Source organism: Vibrio sp. 10N.261.55.A10 (assembly GCF_041470825.1).
Classification (GTDB): Bacteria; Pseudomonadota; Gammaproteobacteria; order Enterobacterales; family Vibrionaceae; genus Vibrio; species Vibrio crassostreae_C.
In genome coordinates this window covers 1-14,609 of record NZ_JBFRNC010000032.1, presented here as the reverse complement: position 1 = coordinate 14,609, position 14,609 = coordinate 1, and the positions used below count along the sequence as shown (strand labels likewise).

General features: G+C 45.6%; 11 protein-coding genes. 6 read left to right on the top strand and 5 right to left on the bottom strand.

Annotation, left to right across the window (positions count from 1 at the left end; genetic code table 11):
* The first annotated feature begins 84 nt into the window (after positions 1-84).
* Positions 85-720 carry a pyridoxamine 5'-phosphate oxidase gene (gene pdxH, locus AB4274_RS10805; RefSeq protein ID WP_017061203.1) on the top strand — a complete coding sequence of 212 codons (636 nt, stop codon included), beginning with the start codon at positions 85-87 and terminating at the stop codon, positions 718-720.
* Positions 721-822: 102 nt separating this feature from the next.
* Here pdxH and AB4274_RS10800 read toward each other — a convergent pair whose 3' ends face one another.
* The 3 genes from AB4274_RS10800 to AB4274_RS10790 form a co-directional block, all read right to left on the bottom strand.
* Positions 823-1,605: a helix-turn-helix transcriptional regulator gene (locus AB4274_RS10800; RefSeq protein ID WP_032547136.1), complete on the bottom strand. Its 783-nt coding sequence runs from the start codon at positions 1,603-1,605 to the stop codon at positions 823-825.
* A 364-nt stretch (positions 1,606-1,969) separates the two neighbouring features.
* Entirely contained in the window at positions 1,970-3,802 is a 1,833-nt protein-coding gene (locus tag AB4274_RS10795) for an SUMF1/EgtB/PvdO family nonheme iron enzyme (RefSeq protein WP_372112003.1), read from the bottom strand.
* A 168-nt stretch (positions 3,803-3,970) separates the two neighbouring features.
* Entirely contained in the window at positions 3,971-5,074 is a 1,104-nt protein-coding gene (locus AB4274_RS10790; RefSeq protein ID WP_372112001.1) for a PEGA domain-containing protein, read from the bottom strand.
* A gap of 483 nt (positions 5,075-5,557) precedes the next feature.
* Between AB4274_RS10790 and AB4274_RS10785 the strand changes: the two genes are divergently transcribed.
* From AB4274_RS10785 to putP, 4 genes are all read left to right on the top strand, one after another.
* The gene (locus AB4274_RS10785; RefSeq protein ID WP_017061200.1) at positions 5,558-6,382 is read left to right on the top strand and encodes an AraC family transcriptional regulator; all 825 of its coding nucleotides are present in this window, start codon (positions 5,558-5,560) and stop codon (positions 6,380-6,382) included.
* A 181-nt stretch (positions 6,383-6,563) separates the two neighbouring features.
* Positions 6,564-9,701: a bifunctional proline dehydrogenase/L-glutamate gamma-semialdehyde dehydrogenase PutA gene (gene putA / locus AB4274_RS10780; protein WP_372111999.1), complete on the top strand. Its 3,138-nt coding sequence runs from the start codon at positions 6,564-6,566 to the stop codon at positions 9,699-9,701.
* 11 nt (positions 9,702-9,712) lie between these two features.
* Positions 9,713-10,417: a 1-pyrroline-5-carboxylate dehydrogenase gene (locus tag AB4274_RS10775; protein WP_017065152.1), complete on the top strand. Its 705-nt coding sequence runs from the start codon at positions 9,713-9,715 to the stop codon at positions 10,415-10,417.
* 183 nt (positions 10,418-10,600) lie between these two features.
* Positions 10,601-12,091, top strand: a complete 1,491-nt coding sequence (putP, locus tag AB4274_RS10770) for a sodium/proline symporter PutP (protein WP_029235685.1) — start codon at positions 10,601-10,603, stop codon at positions 12,089-12,091.
* Positions 12,092-12,729: 638 nt separating this feature from the next.
* Here putP and AB4274_RS10765 read toward each other — a convergent pair.
* Entirely contained in the window at positions 12,730-12,900 is a 171-nt protein-coding gene (locus AB4274_RS10765; protein WP_017071239.1) for a hypothetical protein, read from the bottom strand.
* 278 nt (positions 12,901-13,178) lie between these two features.
* Here AB4274_RS10765 and AB4274_RS10760 point away from each other — a divergent pair, with 278 nt between their 5' ends.
* Positions 13,179-13,667 carry an Lrp/AsnC family transcriptional regulator gene (locus tag AB4274_RS10760; protein ID WP_004732526.1) on the top strand — a complete coding sequence of 163 codons (489 nt, stop codon included), beginning with the start codon at positions 13,179-13,181 and terminating at the stop codon, positions 13,665-13,667.
* 108 nt (positions 13,668-13,775) lie between these two features.
* On the opposite strand, the gene AB4274_RS10755 is transcribed toward AB4274_RS10760, so the two are convergent.
* Positions 13,776-14,480, bottom strand: coding sequence for a hypothetical protein (locus AB4274_RS10755; protein ID WP_017065155.1), 705 nt, complete (start codon positions 14,478-14,480; stop codon positions 13,776-13,778).
* Positions 14,481-14,609 lie beyond the last annotated feature (129 nt).

Here is a 14,609-nt window from a genome sequence, read left to right as displayed (position 1 = left end):
TTCTGTGAGACAAAACCATGGCTTAGACTTGTGTTTCAAAGGATTACGGCGCAAAATCACAAAAAAATTAAAAGGAGCAACCAAATGGAACTGACAGATATTCGTCGCGAATACGCTAAGGGTGGATTGAGACGCAAAGACTTGGCCGCAGACCCGATTGAGCAATTCAATCTATGGCTAGAGCAAGCCATTGAAGCGAAGTTGACGGACCCTACTGCCATGACAGTTGCTACGGTTGATGAAAATGGTCAGCCATTCCAACGAATTGTTCTGCTGAAGAATGTTGATAAAGACGGGTTCGTTTTTTACACCAACTTAGGTAGCCGCAAAGCGCACCAGCTTGAGCACAACAGCAAAATCAGTTTGCACTTCCCTTGGCATCCACTCGAACGACAAGTTCATATTACGGGTACGGCTGAAAAGCTGACCGCTATGGAAAATATGAAGTACTTCTCGTCACGTCCAAAAGAGAGCCAATTGGCCGCGATTGCAAGTAAGCAGAGTAGCCGCATTTCAGCGCGTGGGATTTTAGAAGGTAAGTATCTAGAGCTTAAACAGAAGTTTGCCAAAGGCGAGATTCCTGTGCCTTCTTTCTGGGGTGGCTTCCGAGTTCGTGTGGATAGTATTGAGTTCTGGCAGGGTGGTGAACACCGCTTGCACGACCGTTTCTTGTTCTCACGCCAAGACAACAGTTGGGATATTGATCGCCTAGCGCCTTAGGCTGCTTGATCGCTTAGCTGCTTAACAGATCCAAAAATGCCGTTGATTAGACTGATCAAATCAACGGCATTTTTTTGTCTGCATTTTCAGCTGAACAGTCAATCAGTCACTGTGAAGAACAACAGAGATCTGTTTTTTGAGCAGAGTTTCTGGGATCACTGAGCCCAATCCTGAATCCAATGCATACTCAATCAATTGGCTTTTACTGCGTGCATCAAACTTCTGTTTCAATCTGGCGACATGACCTTCGACCGTTTTGATTGAAATGTTTAACGTCGACGCGATGTACTGTGGTTTCTTGCCGAAAAGCAGTAAGAACAGTACCTCTGATTCTCTCGAAGTCAGCCGCTTTTGCAGCTTAGACACGCGCGGCTCTGACCCCGCAAGCGATGCCTGATCGCCTTTTGTTCCTGTGGCCTGACAAACCCAATGACCGACCTCTAAGATCGCGGTATCGGTAAGCTCTTGGCCATAGAAGATGGTGCCTTGGACGTTGTCGTCATCATCAAGCCAAGGGGTTTTGGTAAAGATATGGGCGTGCCAGCGTCCGTCTGGATAGGGGTGAATATCGAGAATCTTAAGGGTACTGCGTGTATCCATTACATGTTTGTCTTGAGCCCTGAAATCTTGTGCGCACTCAGTGGTTTGACTGGGCATGTCGAAGTCGGTCAAGCCAGTACAAGTCTCATTGGGTTTTAAGCCAATCAATTGGTTGTAAGCAAGGTTGGCATACACGAAGACCGAGTCAGTATCTTTGCAGCCCCAGCAGCCTGGAAGTTGTTCGAATAAAGAACGATGTATGGAGTTGAGTGGATCTGGCAAGGTTTTATCTCGTAAGCTGAGGTATGGCAATGATATCAGTTTCTTATAGCGCTGCAATGGCAATTAGAGTACGAAAAATAAGGGGTGACTGACAGTTAAACGGACTGTTGATTAACTGTGTCAATCACGGAGAATCGATGGGCATAAAGGGTGATAATCAGGCAAAAAAAAGCCAGCCTGAAGAGGGGCTGGCTAAAGACAAGATATGCCTTGTCGACATGTAGAAGATTTTCAGTCTAATTTACGAGGGTCAGGTAAATTAAACTGAGGCATCAATTTGATACCCAGAGTGACTTACTACTCTATCGACGAATCTACTCCTAGGAGTGCTTATGCATAAGGGGGGAATTCCCCTATAAATGCTGCTCAATGTGATAATTGAGAACCTAGAGTAAATATTTGGGATTCTGAGCCTGTGATTGGGAGCCTACAGCTCTCGTACTACTCGGAATCCTAGATAGTTCGCTGCCGTTGAAGGCGGTACGTACAGTTCGTTAAACACTTTTGCTTCTTCAGGAGAGAAGCTCCACGCGCCACCTTTTGCTAGGCCTTTCTGAACGGTTGTCCATTCCCATACATTACCCACCATGTCGTAGAAGCCTGTTGGTGTTGGTTGGAATGACTTAACCGGAGATGTACTAACGTTTGACCATGGTGTACCCGCCCAGCCAGTGTTGGCTTTGCCTGAACGGAATTCATTGCCCCACCAGAAGTTGGTGTCTTGGCCAGCTCTTGCTGCAGCTTCCCACTCTTGTGGTGTTGGCAAGCGGTAAGTGAAGCCGGTGTTTTTAGATAACCAACGTGTATAAGCTTTGGCATCGTTTTGGCTAACACAAACTACCGGTGAGTTATTAGCTTGCTTAAAGCCTGGGTTCTGCCAGTCTTTATCTGAAACGGTTGTGATCTCTGCATTGACGAATGTATCGCAGGTGTTCATCAGCTCAGCGTCTGTCTGGTAGCCTGTGTTTTTTACGAATGCTTTGAAGTCTTGAACACGGGTTGGTGTTGCGGCTAATGCAAACGGCTGTTTGATCGTCACTTGTTGTGCGTTATTTTCACCCAGTAGGTAGCGACCCGAGCCGACAACAATCATTTCAGGGCTCTGAATGTCGTTACCCATCGGATCGGCAAACTTGGTGCCGACATTTAATGAATTCTGTTTCGCTTGCAATACGGCTCGTAGGTTGTGATCGCGGGCTATCTTCAGCTCTTGATGGAAAGAAAGGTAGCCTTCTTTTTCGATCGTGACCATGTGTTGGCCCGTCGGTAACATCACTTCAACCGGTGTACTGCCATAGTTCACGCCGTTGATAGAAACATTGTCGTTGTATTGATTTGAACGCACCACCAAGTTAACCCAAGCAACTTCTTTTTGCTGGTCGTTGGCTTGTTGCTCGCTTTGTGTGAAACAGTTTGATGACTGAATACCAAGCAGGCGACAAGGTGTGTTCTTATCTGGACGAGTTTCTAGGTTCGCCGCAATCACCGCTCGGTAACGGTTATCTTCAGAGAAGCCAGAGGATTTCACTTTGTGTTGCAGAACGTGAATGTTCAGCGAAGCAGACGCAAGGTGCTCTTTCACTGTTTTCGATTCAGTCGCGTTATCGATTAGGCTGTGTTGGAATTGTTTTACCGCTTTTTGAAGTGCCAAAGTCACCGTTTGGTCTGAACACTGCGCCAGTGTCATATCGCTGCTGCAACGGTTGGTAAAGCTAACAGTTTGCTCTTCCGTCTGAGTGATCTCGTATCTTAGTCGCTCTGCTCTTGCTCTTAGCTTGTCTTGGTTTAGGTTTGCGATTGAAGCTTCTGCCGCGGCTTTCTCGGCTTGGATAGCCTCAAGCTCCATCACCAAGCCTTGCTGCTTTTGCTCTGAGTCTGAAATCGCAAGTTTGCCTTCTTTTACGGTTTTCCAAGCGTCTTGGAAGCGTTTTTGAGCAAGCGAGATATCTAAATCGGGATCATCAATCATGCGCGTGTAATCTTGCTCTAGGCTGGCTTTTGCCTTTGCGAGTGTTTGCTCTGCTTGAGCTGATAACTCAGCTAGACGTGCCGTTTGCTGTGCTTGGTTATCGACTTGATTTTGTTTGTCCTCGACTTTCTTTTCGATAGCCGTTAACTCGGCGTGCTTTTCGAAAAGCGAACTTTCAAGATCAGTAACAGAGGCGGCCGTGATTGCTGGTGGTGTTGCTTCAGCGAAAACAGCAGGTGTCATTAAGCAGGGAGCAAGTGCAAATAATAGAGTGGGAAAACCTTGGCGCATGATGGGCTACTTCAATCGTAATTTAGGTTAATCGACTATTCTAAACGACAACGCCATTTCGTCTGCAGTTATTGTTTATAATGACCGTATAAGTTTATAACGATCAACAAAATGGCGAGTGTTCATTCAGCTTTGTGAAATCGGTATGGCGATCTTTTACTGAGGGAATTAGCTTTCTTTGCTAGGAAGAAGCTTAACCCAGATAGTGTCGCTGCCGTTGATGGTAACTGTGCGGTTGTATGACTCGTAACCTTGCTTAGAGATAGTTACTTGATGACGACCGCTTGGTAGCGCTACCTCAAGAGGTGTGCTGCCATACTTAATACCGTTGATGGTCACAGAGTCGTTGTATTGGTCAGAACGCACGGTTACGTTTGCCCATTTCTTGTCGCTCTTTTTAACTGCAGCCGCATCGCTGCCAGTTAAACAGTAGCGTGTTGAAACGTTCAATAGGTTACATGCGGCAACCGCTTCAGGTTTTGCTTGCAGTTGAGCTTGCATCTGCATGAAGTAAGAGTTGTTACCAGAGAAGCCGCTCTTGATCGCTTGGCTGTCTTGAACATGGATATTCAGCTGAACACCTTGTAAGTTTTGCTTCGCAAGTGTGCTTTCTGTGAGCTGCTCAAGTAATTGGCTCTTGAACGTTTGCACGGCTTTTTGATTGGTCAGGTGTTTACCCTGTGCAGTACACTCACCAAGTGTCATTGTTGATGAACATGTGGTGGTATAGCTGGTTTCAAGCACCGCACTTTCACGCAGTTCTGTTGCGATACGTTTTACGCGAGCTTCAACTTTTGACTCTCTCAAGTTTGCCAGCTCATTATTCAGGCGAGCTTGCTTTTGCTTGATTTGAGAAAGGTGAATTTCGCTCTCGTTGATCGCTTGTTCGTTATCTAGCTGAGACGATTGATTCTCTTTAACCGCAGCCCAAGCGTCTTGGTAACTTTTCTGGAAAGAGACTAAATCTGTTTCTGGATCTTCAAGCAAGCGACTGTACTGTTTGTCGAGTACAGACTTGGCTCTGTTACGTTTTGCCTTAAGTTCTTCACCTTCGCGCAACAACTTGCTGTTCTTGTTTTGAAGTTGTTTTAGGTTTTCAGTCGCCGATACTTTGGTTGCTGAAATACGCTCAATATCTGAGTTTTTCTCTGTTAGCTTTGCATCGATAGCTGAAACGGGATCGACTTGATTCAGTTCTTCAGCGGATACCGATGCAGATACCCAAAGTGGGGATAGCGCAAGTAAAAGCGCTGAAATTCGAAAGTTAGTCATAGGTCCCTGCAACTTGTAGATTGAAAATTGGCTCGTTAATAAAGTGTCTACTTCCTAGTTGTGAGTCACTAGTTATTAGCAATTAACACAGTACCCGTCTTTATACCGTTTTATTGCTATCCAATCTACTCAAAAGCCAAGTTTCGGTACTTCGGATACACTTTTTACAGGCTTATAGCCAATTATTTGAGCTATATAAGAAAATTTATTCATTATGTTGGCGTGAAAAAGCATTTATTGACCACATGGTTTTTCGTGCTTGTGTGATTGCTGGTGAAGTCCCTAAACTCGCCGGAACGATTGGTTTTACAATGCCCGTAGTTTGTACGCTCTTGATCATCTTTCCGCAGGCATGATCAAGATGATCGCGGTAATGATCTTCTGTCTATGGTGAGGAAATGACTCTCATGATCATTTACAAATTCATCTTGTGCAGATTTCAGAGTATTATTCTCACTATGTCGATCTGAGTACTTTGCTGTCATGCCAAAACCTTTACCCTTTCCAAACCTAGACTTGTCCCCGCTAGGCCTTACTGGCCCTCGCCCTGCGGAGATCATTACTTTGCCTTCGCATATGGATTGTCACGATCACCACTATTCGCAAGTCGTGATTGGTTTAAATGGTCAGGCGGAATTTGAAGTTTGCGGTAAAGGTAATCTTATCGGGCCGGGTCAAGGTTGTGTGGTAACAGCGAGCTCTGATCATGCTTTCGGTGGGGTGGTTGGTCAGTCGGATATCCTAGTGCTCAATATGCCTGTGCCAACCGATGATGACCCTCTAATGTTAGAGAAGATTAACCAGTTAGAATCATCGAACGTCTACTTCCAATTAGACGCGCAAATTCAAAAGCTTATCCATATGTTGGTGCAAGAAATGCAGGCGAGCCCGGATGATCTATTGTTAAGCCGTGCCTGCAATGACACGGTGATCGCTCTGATGCAAAGGCACATATCGGCATTTGAAACCTCAATTAAAGACTCGCGTTTTGATCTTGAAGCACTGGATCGCTACATCGAGCAACACCTCGCGAATAAGATCTCTGTCGCTCAGCTTGCGGGCAGCGTGTTCTTGGGCGAAAGCCAGTTCCATATGCTGTTCAAAGAGCAAATGGGCATTACCCCTCACCAGTATGTTCTTGGTAAGCGTATCGATCGTTCTCGCCGTTTAATTGAACAGGGTAACCTTAGCCTTGGTCAGGTCGCAGAACTGGCTGGTTTCTCCGGTCAATCTTCCTTTACTCATACCTTTTCACGCCTTCAAGGCATGTCACCATCTCAATACAAAAAGAAAATTTCTGTTAAATAGTGAAACAAAACGGCATATTATTTTAAAGTTTCATATGTGACGTTGTGTTTGTTTTGTTAATAAAGCGAGTTTTTAGCAAAAAACTCGGAGTTTTTGACAAGTAATCCTTATATACTCTACATACACTGCAGCCATTGTAGAGATCCCGGGCTAATTCCGGGTGTGAGATTAAGGAAAACGCATGTTTACAGCTACTGATGTGTTAAAGCCAGAATTCAATGAGCAGTCGCTTACTGATCTATGGTCGCTTATCTCACCATTATATATGGTGGATGAAACCCAATGGCTAGAGCAACTTCTGCCACTAGCTACCCCTTCTGAGTCTGAAAAGCAGCAAATCACAGACAAAACGACTTCTTTGATCGAAGCTATCCGTGCGGATAAGACTTCTATCCAGATGATCGATGCACTGTTGCTTGAATACAGCTTAGATACTCAAGAGGGCATCTTGCTGATGTGTCTGGCGGAAGCCTTGATGCGTATTCCTGATTCAGCAACGGCTGATGCACTGATTCGCGACAAGCTAAGCGTTGCGGATTGGAAGTCTCACCTAAAGAATTCTGATTCGGTTTTTGTTAACGCTTCAACTTGGGGCTTAATGCTAACAGGCAAGGTGGTTGGACTTTCATCGAACGAGCAGAGTGCTGGACAAGCGGTTAACCGTTTAGTGAACAAGCTTTCTGAGCCGGTAATTCGTAAAGCGATGCACCAAGCGATGAAAGTGATGGGTCACCAATTTGTTCTTGGCCGCAGCATTGCTGAAGCGCAAAAGAACGGTAAGTCGATGCGCGACAAAGGCTTTACCTACTCATACGACATGCTAGGTGAAGCAGCACTGACCACAGCTGACGCAAATAAGTACTTTAAAGATTACCTAATGGCGATTGAAGCCGTAGGTCGAGACACTTATGTCTCTTCAAAATCTAGCCCAGCGCCATCTGTGTCTATCAAGCTTTCTGCACTTCATCCTCGTTACGAAGTGGCGAACGAAGACCGCGTACTGACTGAGCTATGCGACGCGCTAGAGCAGTTACTGCGCCGTGCGATTGAGCTTGATGTTGCGATCACGATTGATGCAGAAGAAGCGGATCGCCTAGAGCTTTCGCTTAAGTTATTCGAAAAACTGTATCGCAGCGAGCTAGTGAAAGGCTGGGGCAAGTTTGGTCTGGTTATTCAAGCGTATTCAAAGCGTGCGTTACCGGTTCTAGTTTGGCTAAACCGCCTAGCAAAAGAGCAGGGTGATTTGATCCCGCTTCGCCTAGTGAAAGGCGCGTACTGGGACAGCGAAATCAAATGGTCACAACAAGCAGGCTTTACTGATTACCCAGTTTACACACGTAAAGAAGCGACAGACGTAGCTTACCTTGCATGTGCACGTTACCTATTGAGCCCAAGCGTTCGTGGCAATATCTTCCCGCAGTTTGCGAGCCACAATGCTCATACGGTTTCTGCTATTGCAGTAATGACCGATCATAAAGACTTTGAATTCCAACGCTTACACGGCATGGGTGACTCGCTTTACAACCATGCGATGGAAGCTTACCAACAGTCAGTACGTATTTACGCACCGGTTGGCAGCCATAAAGATCTACTGCCATACCTAGTACGTCGCTTGCTAGAAAACGGCGCAAACAGCTCGTTTGTACACCGTCTAGTTGATGCACGTTGCCCTGTGGCAGAGCTGACTCAACACCCAGTCGATATGCTTCTGGCGTTCGATACATTAAACAACACTAAGATTCCTCTGCCTCCAGCGGTATTCCCTGAGCGTAAAAATTCATACGGTGTGAACATTGATATCGAAAGCGAAGCGCATCAGTTTGAAGAGCAAGTAAAAGGCTTCTTAAACAATCAATGGACTGCGGGCCCTGTGATCAACGGTGAATCTCTTGCCGAAAGCATGATCAAGGCTGATCAGAACGTTGAACAAGTGACTGCACCTTATGATCGTCGTATTAATGTGGGTCAGGTGGCTTTTGCTAACCTTGATCATGTTTCCGTAGCGATCACTGGCGCAGACGCAGCATTTGCTGATTGGAACGCAACTTCAGTTGAAACCAAAGCGGCAGCGCTTGATAAGCTGGCTGACCTGATGGAAGACAACCTTGCTGAGCTGGTGGCAATTTGTCATCAAGAAGCAGGTAAGACGATTCACGACAGCATTGATGAAGTGCGTGAAGCGGTCGACTTCTGTCGTTACTACGCAAAACAAGCGAACAACCTACAAGGTTTTGAGCTAAAAGGCTTTGATGGTCTAACTCGAATCGCTTCGCGACAAGGTCGTGGTGTATTCGTTTGTATCAGCCCTTGGAACTTCCCATTGGCGATCTTCCTTGGCCAAATTACAGCTGCACTAGTGGCGGGTAACACGGTTGTGGCGAAACCTGCAGAGCAAACAAGCTTAATTGCAGCTCGCGCAGTGGAATTGATGAATGAAGCGGGTTTCCCTGCTGGCACGATTCAGTTACTACCGGGTCGTGGCGCTGAGATCGGCAGTGCGCTAACCAGTCATGATGCGATTGCGGGCGTTGCCTTTACGGGGTCAACACCAACAGCACAACGTATCAACGTGTCATTGGCGAGTCGTAACGCTAAGCCTGTTCCGTTTATCGCGGAAACCGGTGGTCAGAATGCGATGATCGTCGACAGTACCGCACTGCCTGAACAGGTAGTCCGTGATGTTATTCGTTCGGCATTCGCTTCTGCAGGTCAACGTTGTTCTGCGCTACGTGTGCTTTACATTCAAGAAGACATTGCAGATCGCGTGATTGGACTAATTCACGGTGCGATGGATGAGCTAAGCGTTGGTATTCCACATCTTCATAAAACGGATGTGGGCCCAGTTATCGACCAAAACGCGAAGCAGAAGTTGATGACGCACCTAGAAAATATGACTAAGACCCAGAAGAAAGTGGCTCAACTTTCTCTAGGAGCGGATTGTGAACATGGTGACTTTGTTCCACCAAGTGCATTTGAAATCGATGACATCAGCTGTTTGAAAGAAGAGCAGTTTGGTCCTGTACTGCATATCGTTCGCTTCAAAGCGAGTGAGTTGACACAAGTAGTAGACCAAATTAACCAAACCGGTTTTGGTCTAACTATGGGTATCCACAGCCGTAACGAAACAACTTACCGTTGGATCGAGAAACACATTCGTGTGGGTAACTGCTACATCAACCGTGACCAAGTGGGCGCTGTTGTTGGTGTTCAACCATTCGGCGGTCAAGGTTTGTCGGGTACTGGCCCTAAAGCGGGTGGTCCTCACTACCTATACCGCTTTACTGATGTTCATTTTTCTCAATCACAAGACAAGGCATAAGGAGCAGTATCATGGTTCATCAAGTGACAGGTTTTTCTGATGCTTTGTTAGCGTGGGAACAATGGAATCTTACCGACTTTGATCATAAGAGTGCTCAGGTACTTGCATTCAAATCAGAGATCGAAAGCCAATCTACGTCTTTGGCGGCAGTGGCAACTTATCACCTAGAGCAAGCCTCTGCGCTGCTTTCTGAGCAGCACCTAATGGCTGGCCCGACTGGTGAAACAAACGAGCTGTATGCTGCAGGACGTGGTGTGGCTTTGGTGATTGTTGATGATTGCCAAGACAAAGAGCCAGCACTGCAAACAGCAACCGCGATGATTACCGCAGCACTATTAGCGGGTAACAGCGTGCAATTGTGCAGTGATGACGTGCAATTCAACACCTTGATCGCTGATGCAGCGAAACAAGCGAATTTACCGACGAACTTGGTGCAGGTTGCTTCGTACGACGCGGCTCAACAGCTGCTGTCTTGCGATGTACGTAGCGCAGGTTACGTAGGTAACTCACAAACGGCTCAAGCTATCAATTTACAACTTGCTAAGCGTGACGGTGCCATCGTCAGTTTAGTAGCTGAAACGGATCTGACAGCAATGCATGTTGCTCACGATCCACACTTATCGCTGCGTTTCATTACCGAGCGTACGCGAACTATAAATATAACAGCCGTGGGCGGTAACGCGACCTTGCTCGAACTTGGAAGCGAAGCTCACTAACCTTCAGTAACATTGGCTCTAAGCACTTTTGTTTTCTCCATTGTTGGTTTCACCATCTTTGGATTTAACTCATAGTGCCTTGGAGCCTCAATACCTAACTCAATGCACTCGCTTGCCTTTACGGTGAGTGTCTTGCATTGAATTAGGTATGGAAGGCTTTTTACAAATGAGGACTATCAAATGATAGAAAACAGTTTTGCAATAACGACGACGTTCATTGCGTATCTAATTATGATGCTGGCAATCGGTGTTATTGCTTACAAACGTACTTCTAGCTCGACAGACTACTTCCTAGGTGGTCGTTCGCTAGGCCCATGGCCTGCTGCACTTTCTGCTGGTGCATCAGACATGAGTGGTTGGCTACTACTTGGTCTACCGGGTTACGCTTATGCTGCTGGTTTTGAAGCATTCTGGCTTGCTGGTGGCCTGCTAGTTGGTACTTGGGCGAACTGGTTAATCAGTGCTAAGCGTCTGCGTACTTACAGCATTACAACAGAGTCACTGACGCTACCTGAGTTCCTATCTCGTCGTTTCAATGATAATTCTAAGCTGATCCAAACAATTTCTGCTTTCTTTATCCTTTTATTCTTCCTTTTCTACACAAGTTCTGGCTTGGTAGCAGGTGGTAAATTGTTTGAAACAGTATTCGGCCTAGATTACACAACAGCGGTAATCATCGGTACAGTATGTGTGGTTTCTTACACGCTATTTGGTGGTTTCCTTGCGGTATCTTGGACGGATTTGGTTCAAGGTCTGCTGATGTCTGCTGCGCTATTGATTGTACCAATCGCAGCGATGAACGGTGGTCTTGGTCAGCTATCGACTGATCTTCACAACATCAACCCAGAGCTTCTCACGCTATGGAATGATGTGAAAGGTGAGCCACTTTCTGCTATCGCGATCATCTCGCTAGCGGCATGGGGTCTAGGTTACTTCGGTCAGCCACACATCCTTGCTCGTTTCAAAGCAACACGTAGCAACAAAGACCTAACAACAGCGCGTCGTATCGCGGTGGTATGGTCTGCTCTGTCTATGGTTGGTGCAATGCTAGTAGGTCTGGTTGGTCTAATCTACGTGACTAACTCTGGCGCGCCTAAGCTAGACGATGGCGAGAAGATCTTCATGCTTCTTGTGAACGCGATGTTCCACCCAGTAATCGCAGGTATCTTACTTGCTGCAATCCTAGCGGCAATCATGAGTACTGCGGATTCACAGCTACTTGTATCTTCATCTGCACTAGCAGAAGATCTGTATAAGCAAGTACTTAAGAAAGATGCGACGTCTGAAGAGATTGTTCGTGTAGGCCGCTTCGCGGTTATCCTAATCTCTTTGATTGCACTTGTGCTAGCGATGACGCCAGACAGTTCAGTACTTGGCCTTGTGTCTTACGCATGGGCTGGTTTTGGTGCTGCATTCGGCCCAGCTATTGTATTGAGCCTGTACTGGTCTCGTATGAACCGTAACGGCGCTCTAGCGGGTATCGTGGTTGGTGGTGTGACGATTGTACTTTGGAAACAGTTCACGGGCGGTTGGTTCGATGTGTACGAAATCGTACCGGGAATCATCCTATCGACTCTTTCTATCGTTATCGTGAGTCTAATTACGGGCGAGCCTGAAGACGAAGTTAAGAAGCAACACGCTGAGTTCGAGAAGAACCTTGTTGAGCTAGACTAATTTACATTGTAAAAATACCAATGAATTAGCAAAAGACATGAACAATAGAGTCACTTCGGTGGCTCTATTTTTTTATGTGAGTACGACCTTTGTCTTATTTCAAATTAAGTTTATTCGAGGTTTTCTGATATTGAAATGGGGGTTTACAATGTAAATCGAAAGCGAAGGATCTTGAGCGAGAAATGAAAGGTCTGTCTTGTTGGTGGCGTTTGATGTCAAAAAATAAAACAGAAAAATGGCTATTTTTTGAACTTGGCGCTCACTTTTGTCATTAGCTCGGTGAATTGTGGAACCGAATTGGACATGATGTGTCAATTGTCAGTAACCACTAAAGACCTATAGGACAAAGGTATGCCTGATCTCTATTGCAAAGGATGTAAAAAAACAACACTACATAAGTCTATAATGAAACGTTGTGAATCAGAGCCCGAGACAGCTTCTGGCCGTATGATGCAATGGACGTCAAAACTATTTAGTGGAAACCTGTACTACGATATGGAAACTCAGCACTTCTGCCGCACGTGCAATTGTCGTTGCGAAACTGGAAGTGCTGTTCCCCAAGTTGGCCTAGCCTAACTCATAGTAAGTGCTTACTAACTTGATTCAAAAAACCTCCGTGCTAGGAGGTTTTTGTGTTTCTAAGCAGCCTTGAGTGCAAGCTCAGCTTCAATGGCATTGCCATCAATCTTCACTTCCCATCCATAGTTTGAGTATTCACTTGCTAGTGCTTGAGCAACATCTTTTGATACCGTTACGTGTGTCCATGAACCAATACCGTAAGGTTTATATGCGAGTTCTTGCGTTTTCATAATAGAGTCATCCTTTCTCTTTGATAATTATATTATTCACTTTGGCCTATATCCTTTCTTTCGTTTCCGGCTCAACTTATTTGTTAATCGGGTCATTTCTATAATAATTTGTTAATAACCAGAGTTTGATTTATAAGGGTTCTTATCTATTTGTATGTGTTTATATCTGGCGTGAATATCATCCGTGCATTTAGTTTTTAAATGTGTGAGCGAGGTTTTCTTCGATTGCTCTTGGTATGGAATATACTGAGCGGAATTTAGAATGTTTAAGGAATGTTATGTCTCAGCATCAGCTCGATCGTATCGATAAAGAGATACTAAGAATTCTGCATATGAAAGGGCGTTTACCTGTTGTTGAACTGGCAAAACAGGTCAACCTTACGACGTCACCTTGCTCTGATAGACTCAAGCGATTGGAGAAAGAGGGCTACATCACGGGCTATCATGCTGAGCTTTGTTCAGAAAAGCTGGGACTCGATGTTCAAGTCTTTATCCATATCCGTCTCGATCAGACTAGCTTTTCGATCTTCGACAAATTTGCCCAAGCCGTGGAAATGATGCCTGAGGTGGAAGAGTGCTACTCACTGTCGGGTGACTTTGACACCATGATCAAGGTTCGAGTGAAAGACATGAAGGCGTACCAAGCGTTTATGGCAACGAAGTTGGGCACCTTGCCTGGTGTGATTCAGACACGTAGTGAAGTGGTGATTGAAGAGCATAAAAAGGGCTTCGGCGTGAACCCTGAGTTGTTGGCAACTCTAAAATAGTGGCCTAATTTCGCTTACCAACGTGATTTAGATATAAAAAATGGAAGCAATAAGCTTCCATTTTTTGTTGAGCGTCAGATAAAGAGCAACCCGATAAACTTGTTCGCCTTAAAGCGTAATGGCCGCAGAGATTAAGCCAATCACACCACCGAATACACCGCCCCAAACGACCAACCAACCAAGGTGTTTCTTGATCATGGTCTGAACCATCTCTTTAACCAGCTTAGGTGTTAGTTCATTCAAGCGCTGATCGATGATCGCCTCAATGTTTTCTTTGATTTCATCCATCATCGCAGGCGATTCTAGCTCGTCTTTGATGGCATTTTTTACAGAATCACTCTTGCTGATTTCAATCACAGATTCTTGCATCTTCTCAACAAACGGCGCTTTCATTGGCTCTAGTGCTTCTGTGCCACCAAACATTGCCAACATACCGCCAAACTGAGAGTTCTCGATAACATGCACCAGTGAGTCGAATGCAGGATTAAAGTCGATCTTCTGAATCACAGGCTCTAGATTGAGCGACTTTCCTGTCATCTCGCTGCTTAGGAAGCGGTCGATGTTACTTTCTGTAAAGAATTGCTCCATCATCAGTTGCTTGATGGCTGCCTTGAACTCTTCAAAGCGCGCTGGAATCACTCCAGAACCGTATAGGCCGGGTACTTTCTCGAACAACATGTGAATCGCAAGCCAGTTGGTGATGGCACCAGAAAAGGCGAATAGGCCTGCATAAAGCAAGTATTGGTTTGCTGTCGCATAGCCGCCAGCAAGCAGCGCTAACGCGATAACGTTAGTTAAGACACTTTTGTTCATGGTTGATCTCTAGAAAGAATATTGCGCGCATTTTAAGAAAAAAACGCCAAGAAAAAAACAAAAGGATCGATGAAGTTTATTGGACAGGTAGCAAAGAGCGCCAAATAGCATGTCTCGTCCTAAAATACG

What these genes read in the sequence shown, in the direction of transcription:
- AB4274_RS10795 (WP_372112003.1), bottom strand. Translation starts at nt 3,802, where the DNA reads ATGCGCCAAGGTTTTCCCACTCTATTATTTGCACTTGCTCCCTGCTTA.
- AB4274_RS10785 (WP_017061200.1), top strand. Translation starts at nt 5,558, where the DNA reads ATGCCAAAACCTTTACCCTTTCCAAACCTAGACTTGTCCCCGCTAGGC.
- AB4274_RS10760 (WP_004732526.1), top strand. Translation starts at nt 13,179, where the DNA reads ATGTCTCAGCATCAGCTCGATCGTATCGATAAAGAGATACTAAGAATT.
- AB4274_RS10775 (WP_017065152.1), top strand. Translation starts at nt 9,713, where the DNA reads ATGGTTCATCAAGTGACAGGTTTTTCTGATGCTTTGTTAGCGTGGGAA.
- putA (WP_372111999.1), top strand. Translation starts at nt 6,564, where the DNA reads ATGTTTACAGCTACTGATGTGTTAAAGCCAGAATTCAATGAGCAGTCG.
- AB4274_RS10755 (WP_017065155.1), bottom strand. Translation starts at nt 14,480, where the DNA reads ATGAACAAAAGTGTCTTAACTAACGTTATCGCGTTAGCGCTGCTTGCT.
- AB4274_RS10790 (WP_372112001.1), bottom strand. Translation starts at nt 5,074, where the DNA reads ATGACTAACTTTCGAATTTCAGCGCTTTTACTTGCGCTATCCCCACTT.
- AB4274_RS10765 (WP_017071239.1), bottom strand. Translation starts at nt 12,900, where the DNA reads ATGAAAACGCAAGAACTCGCATATAAACCTTACGGTATTGGTTCATGG.
- pdxH (WP_017061203.1), top strand. Translation starts at nt 85, where the DNA reads ATGGAACTGACAGATATTCGTCGCGAATACGCTAAGGGTGGATTGAGA.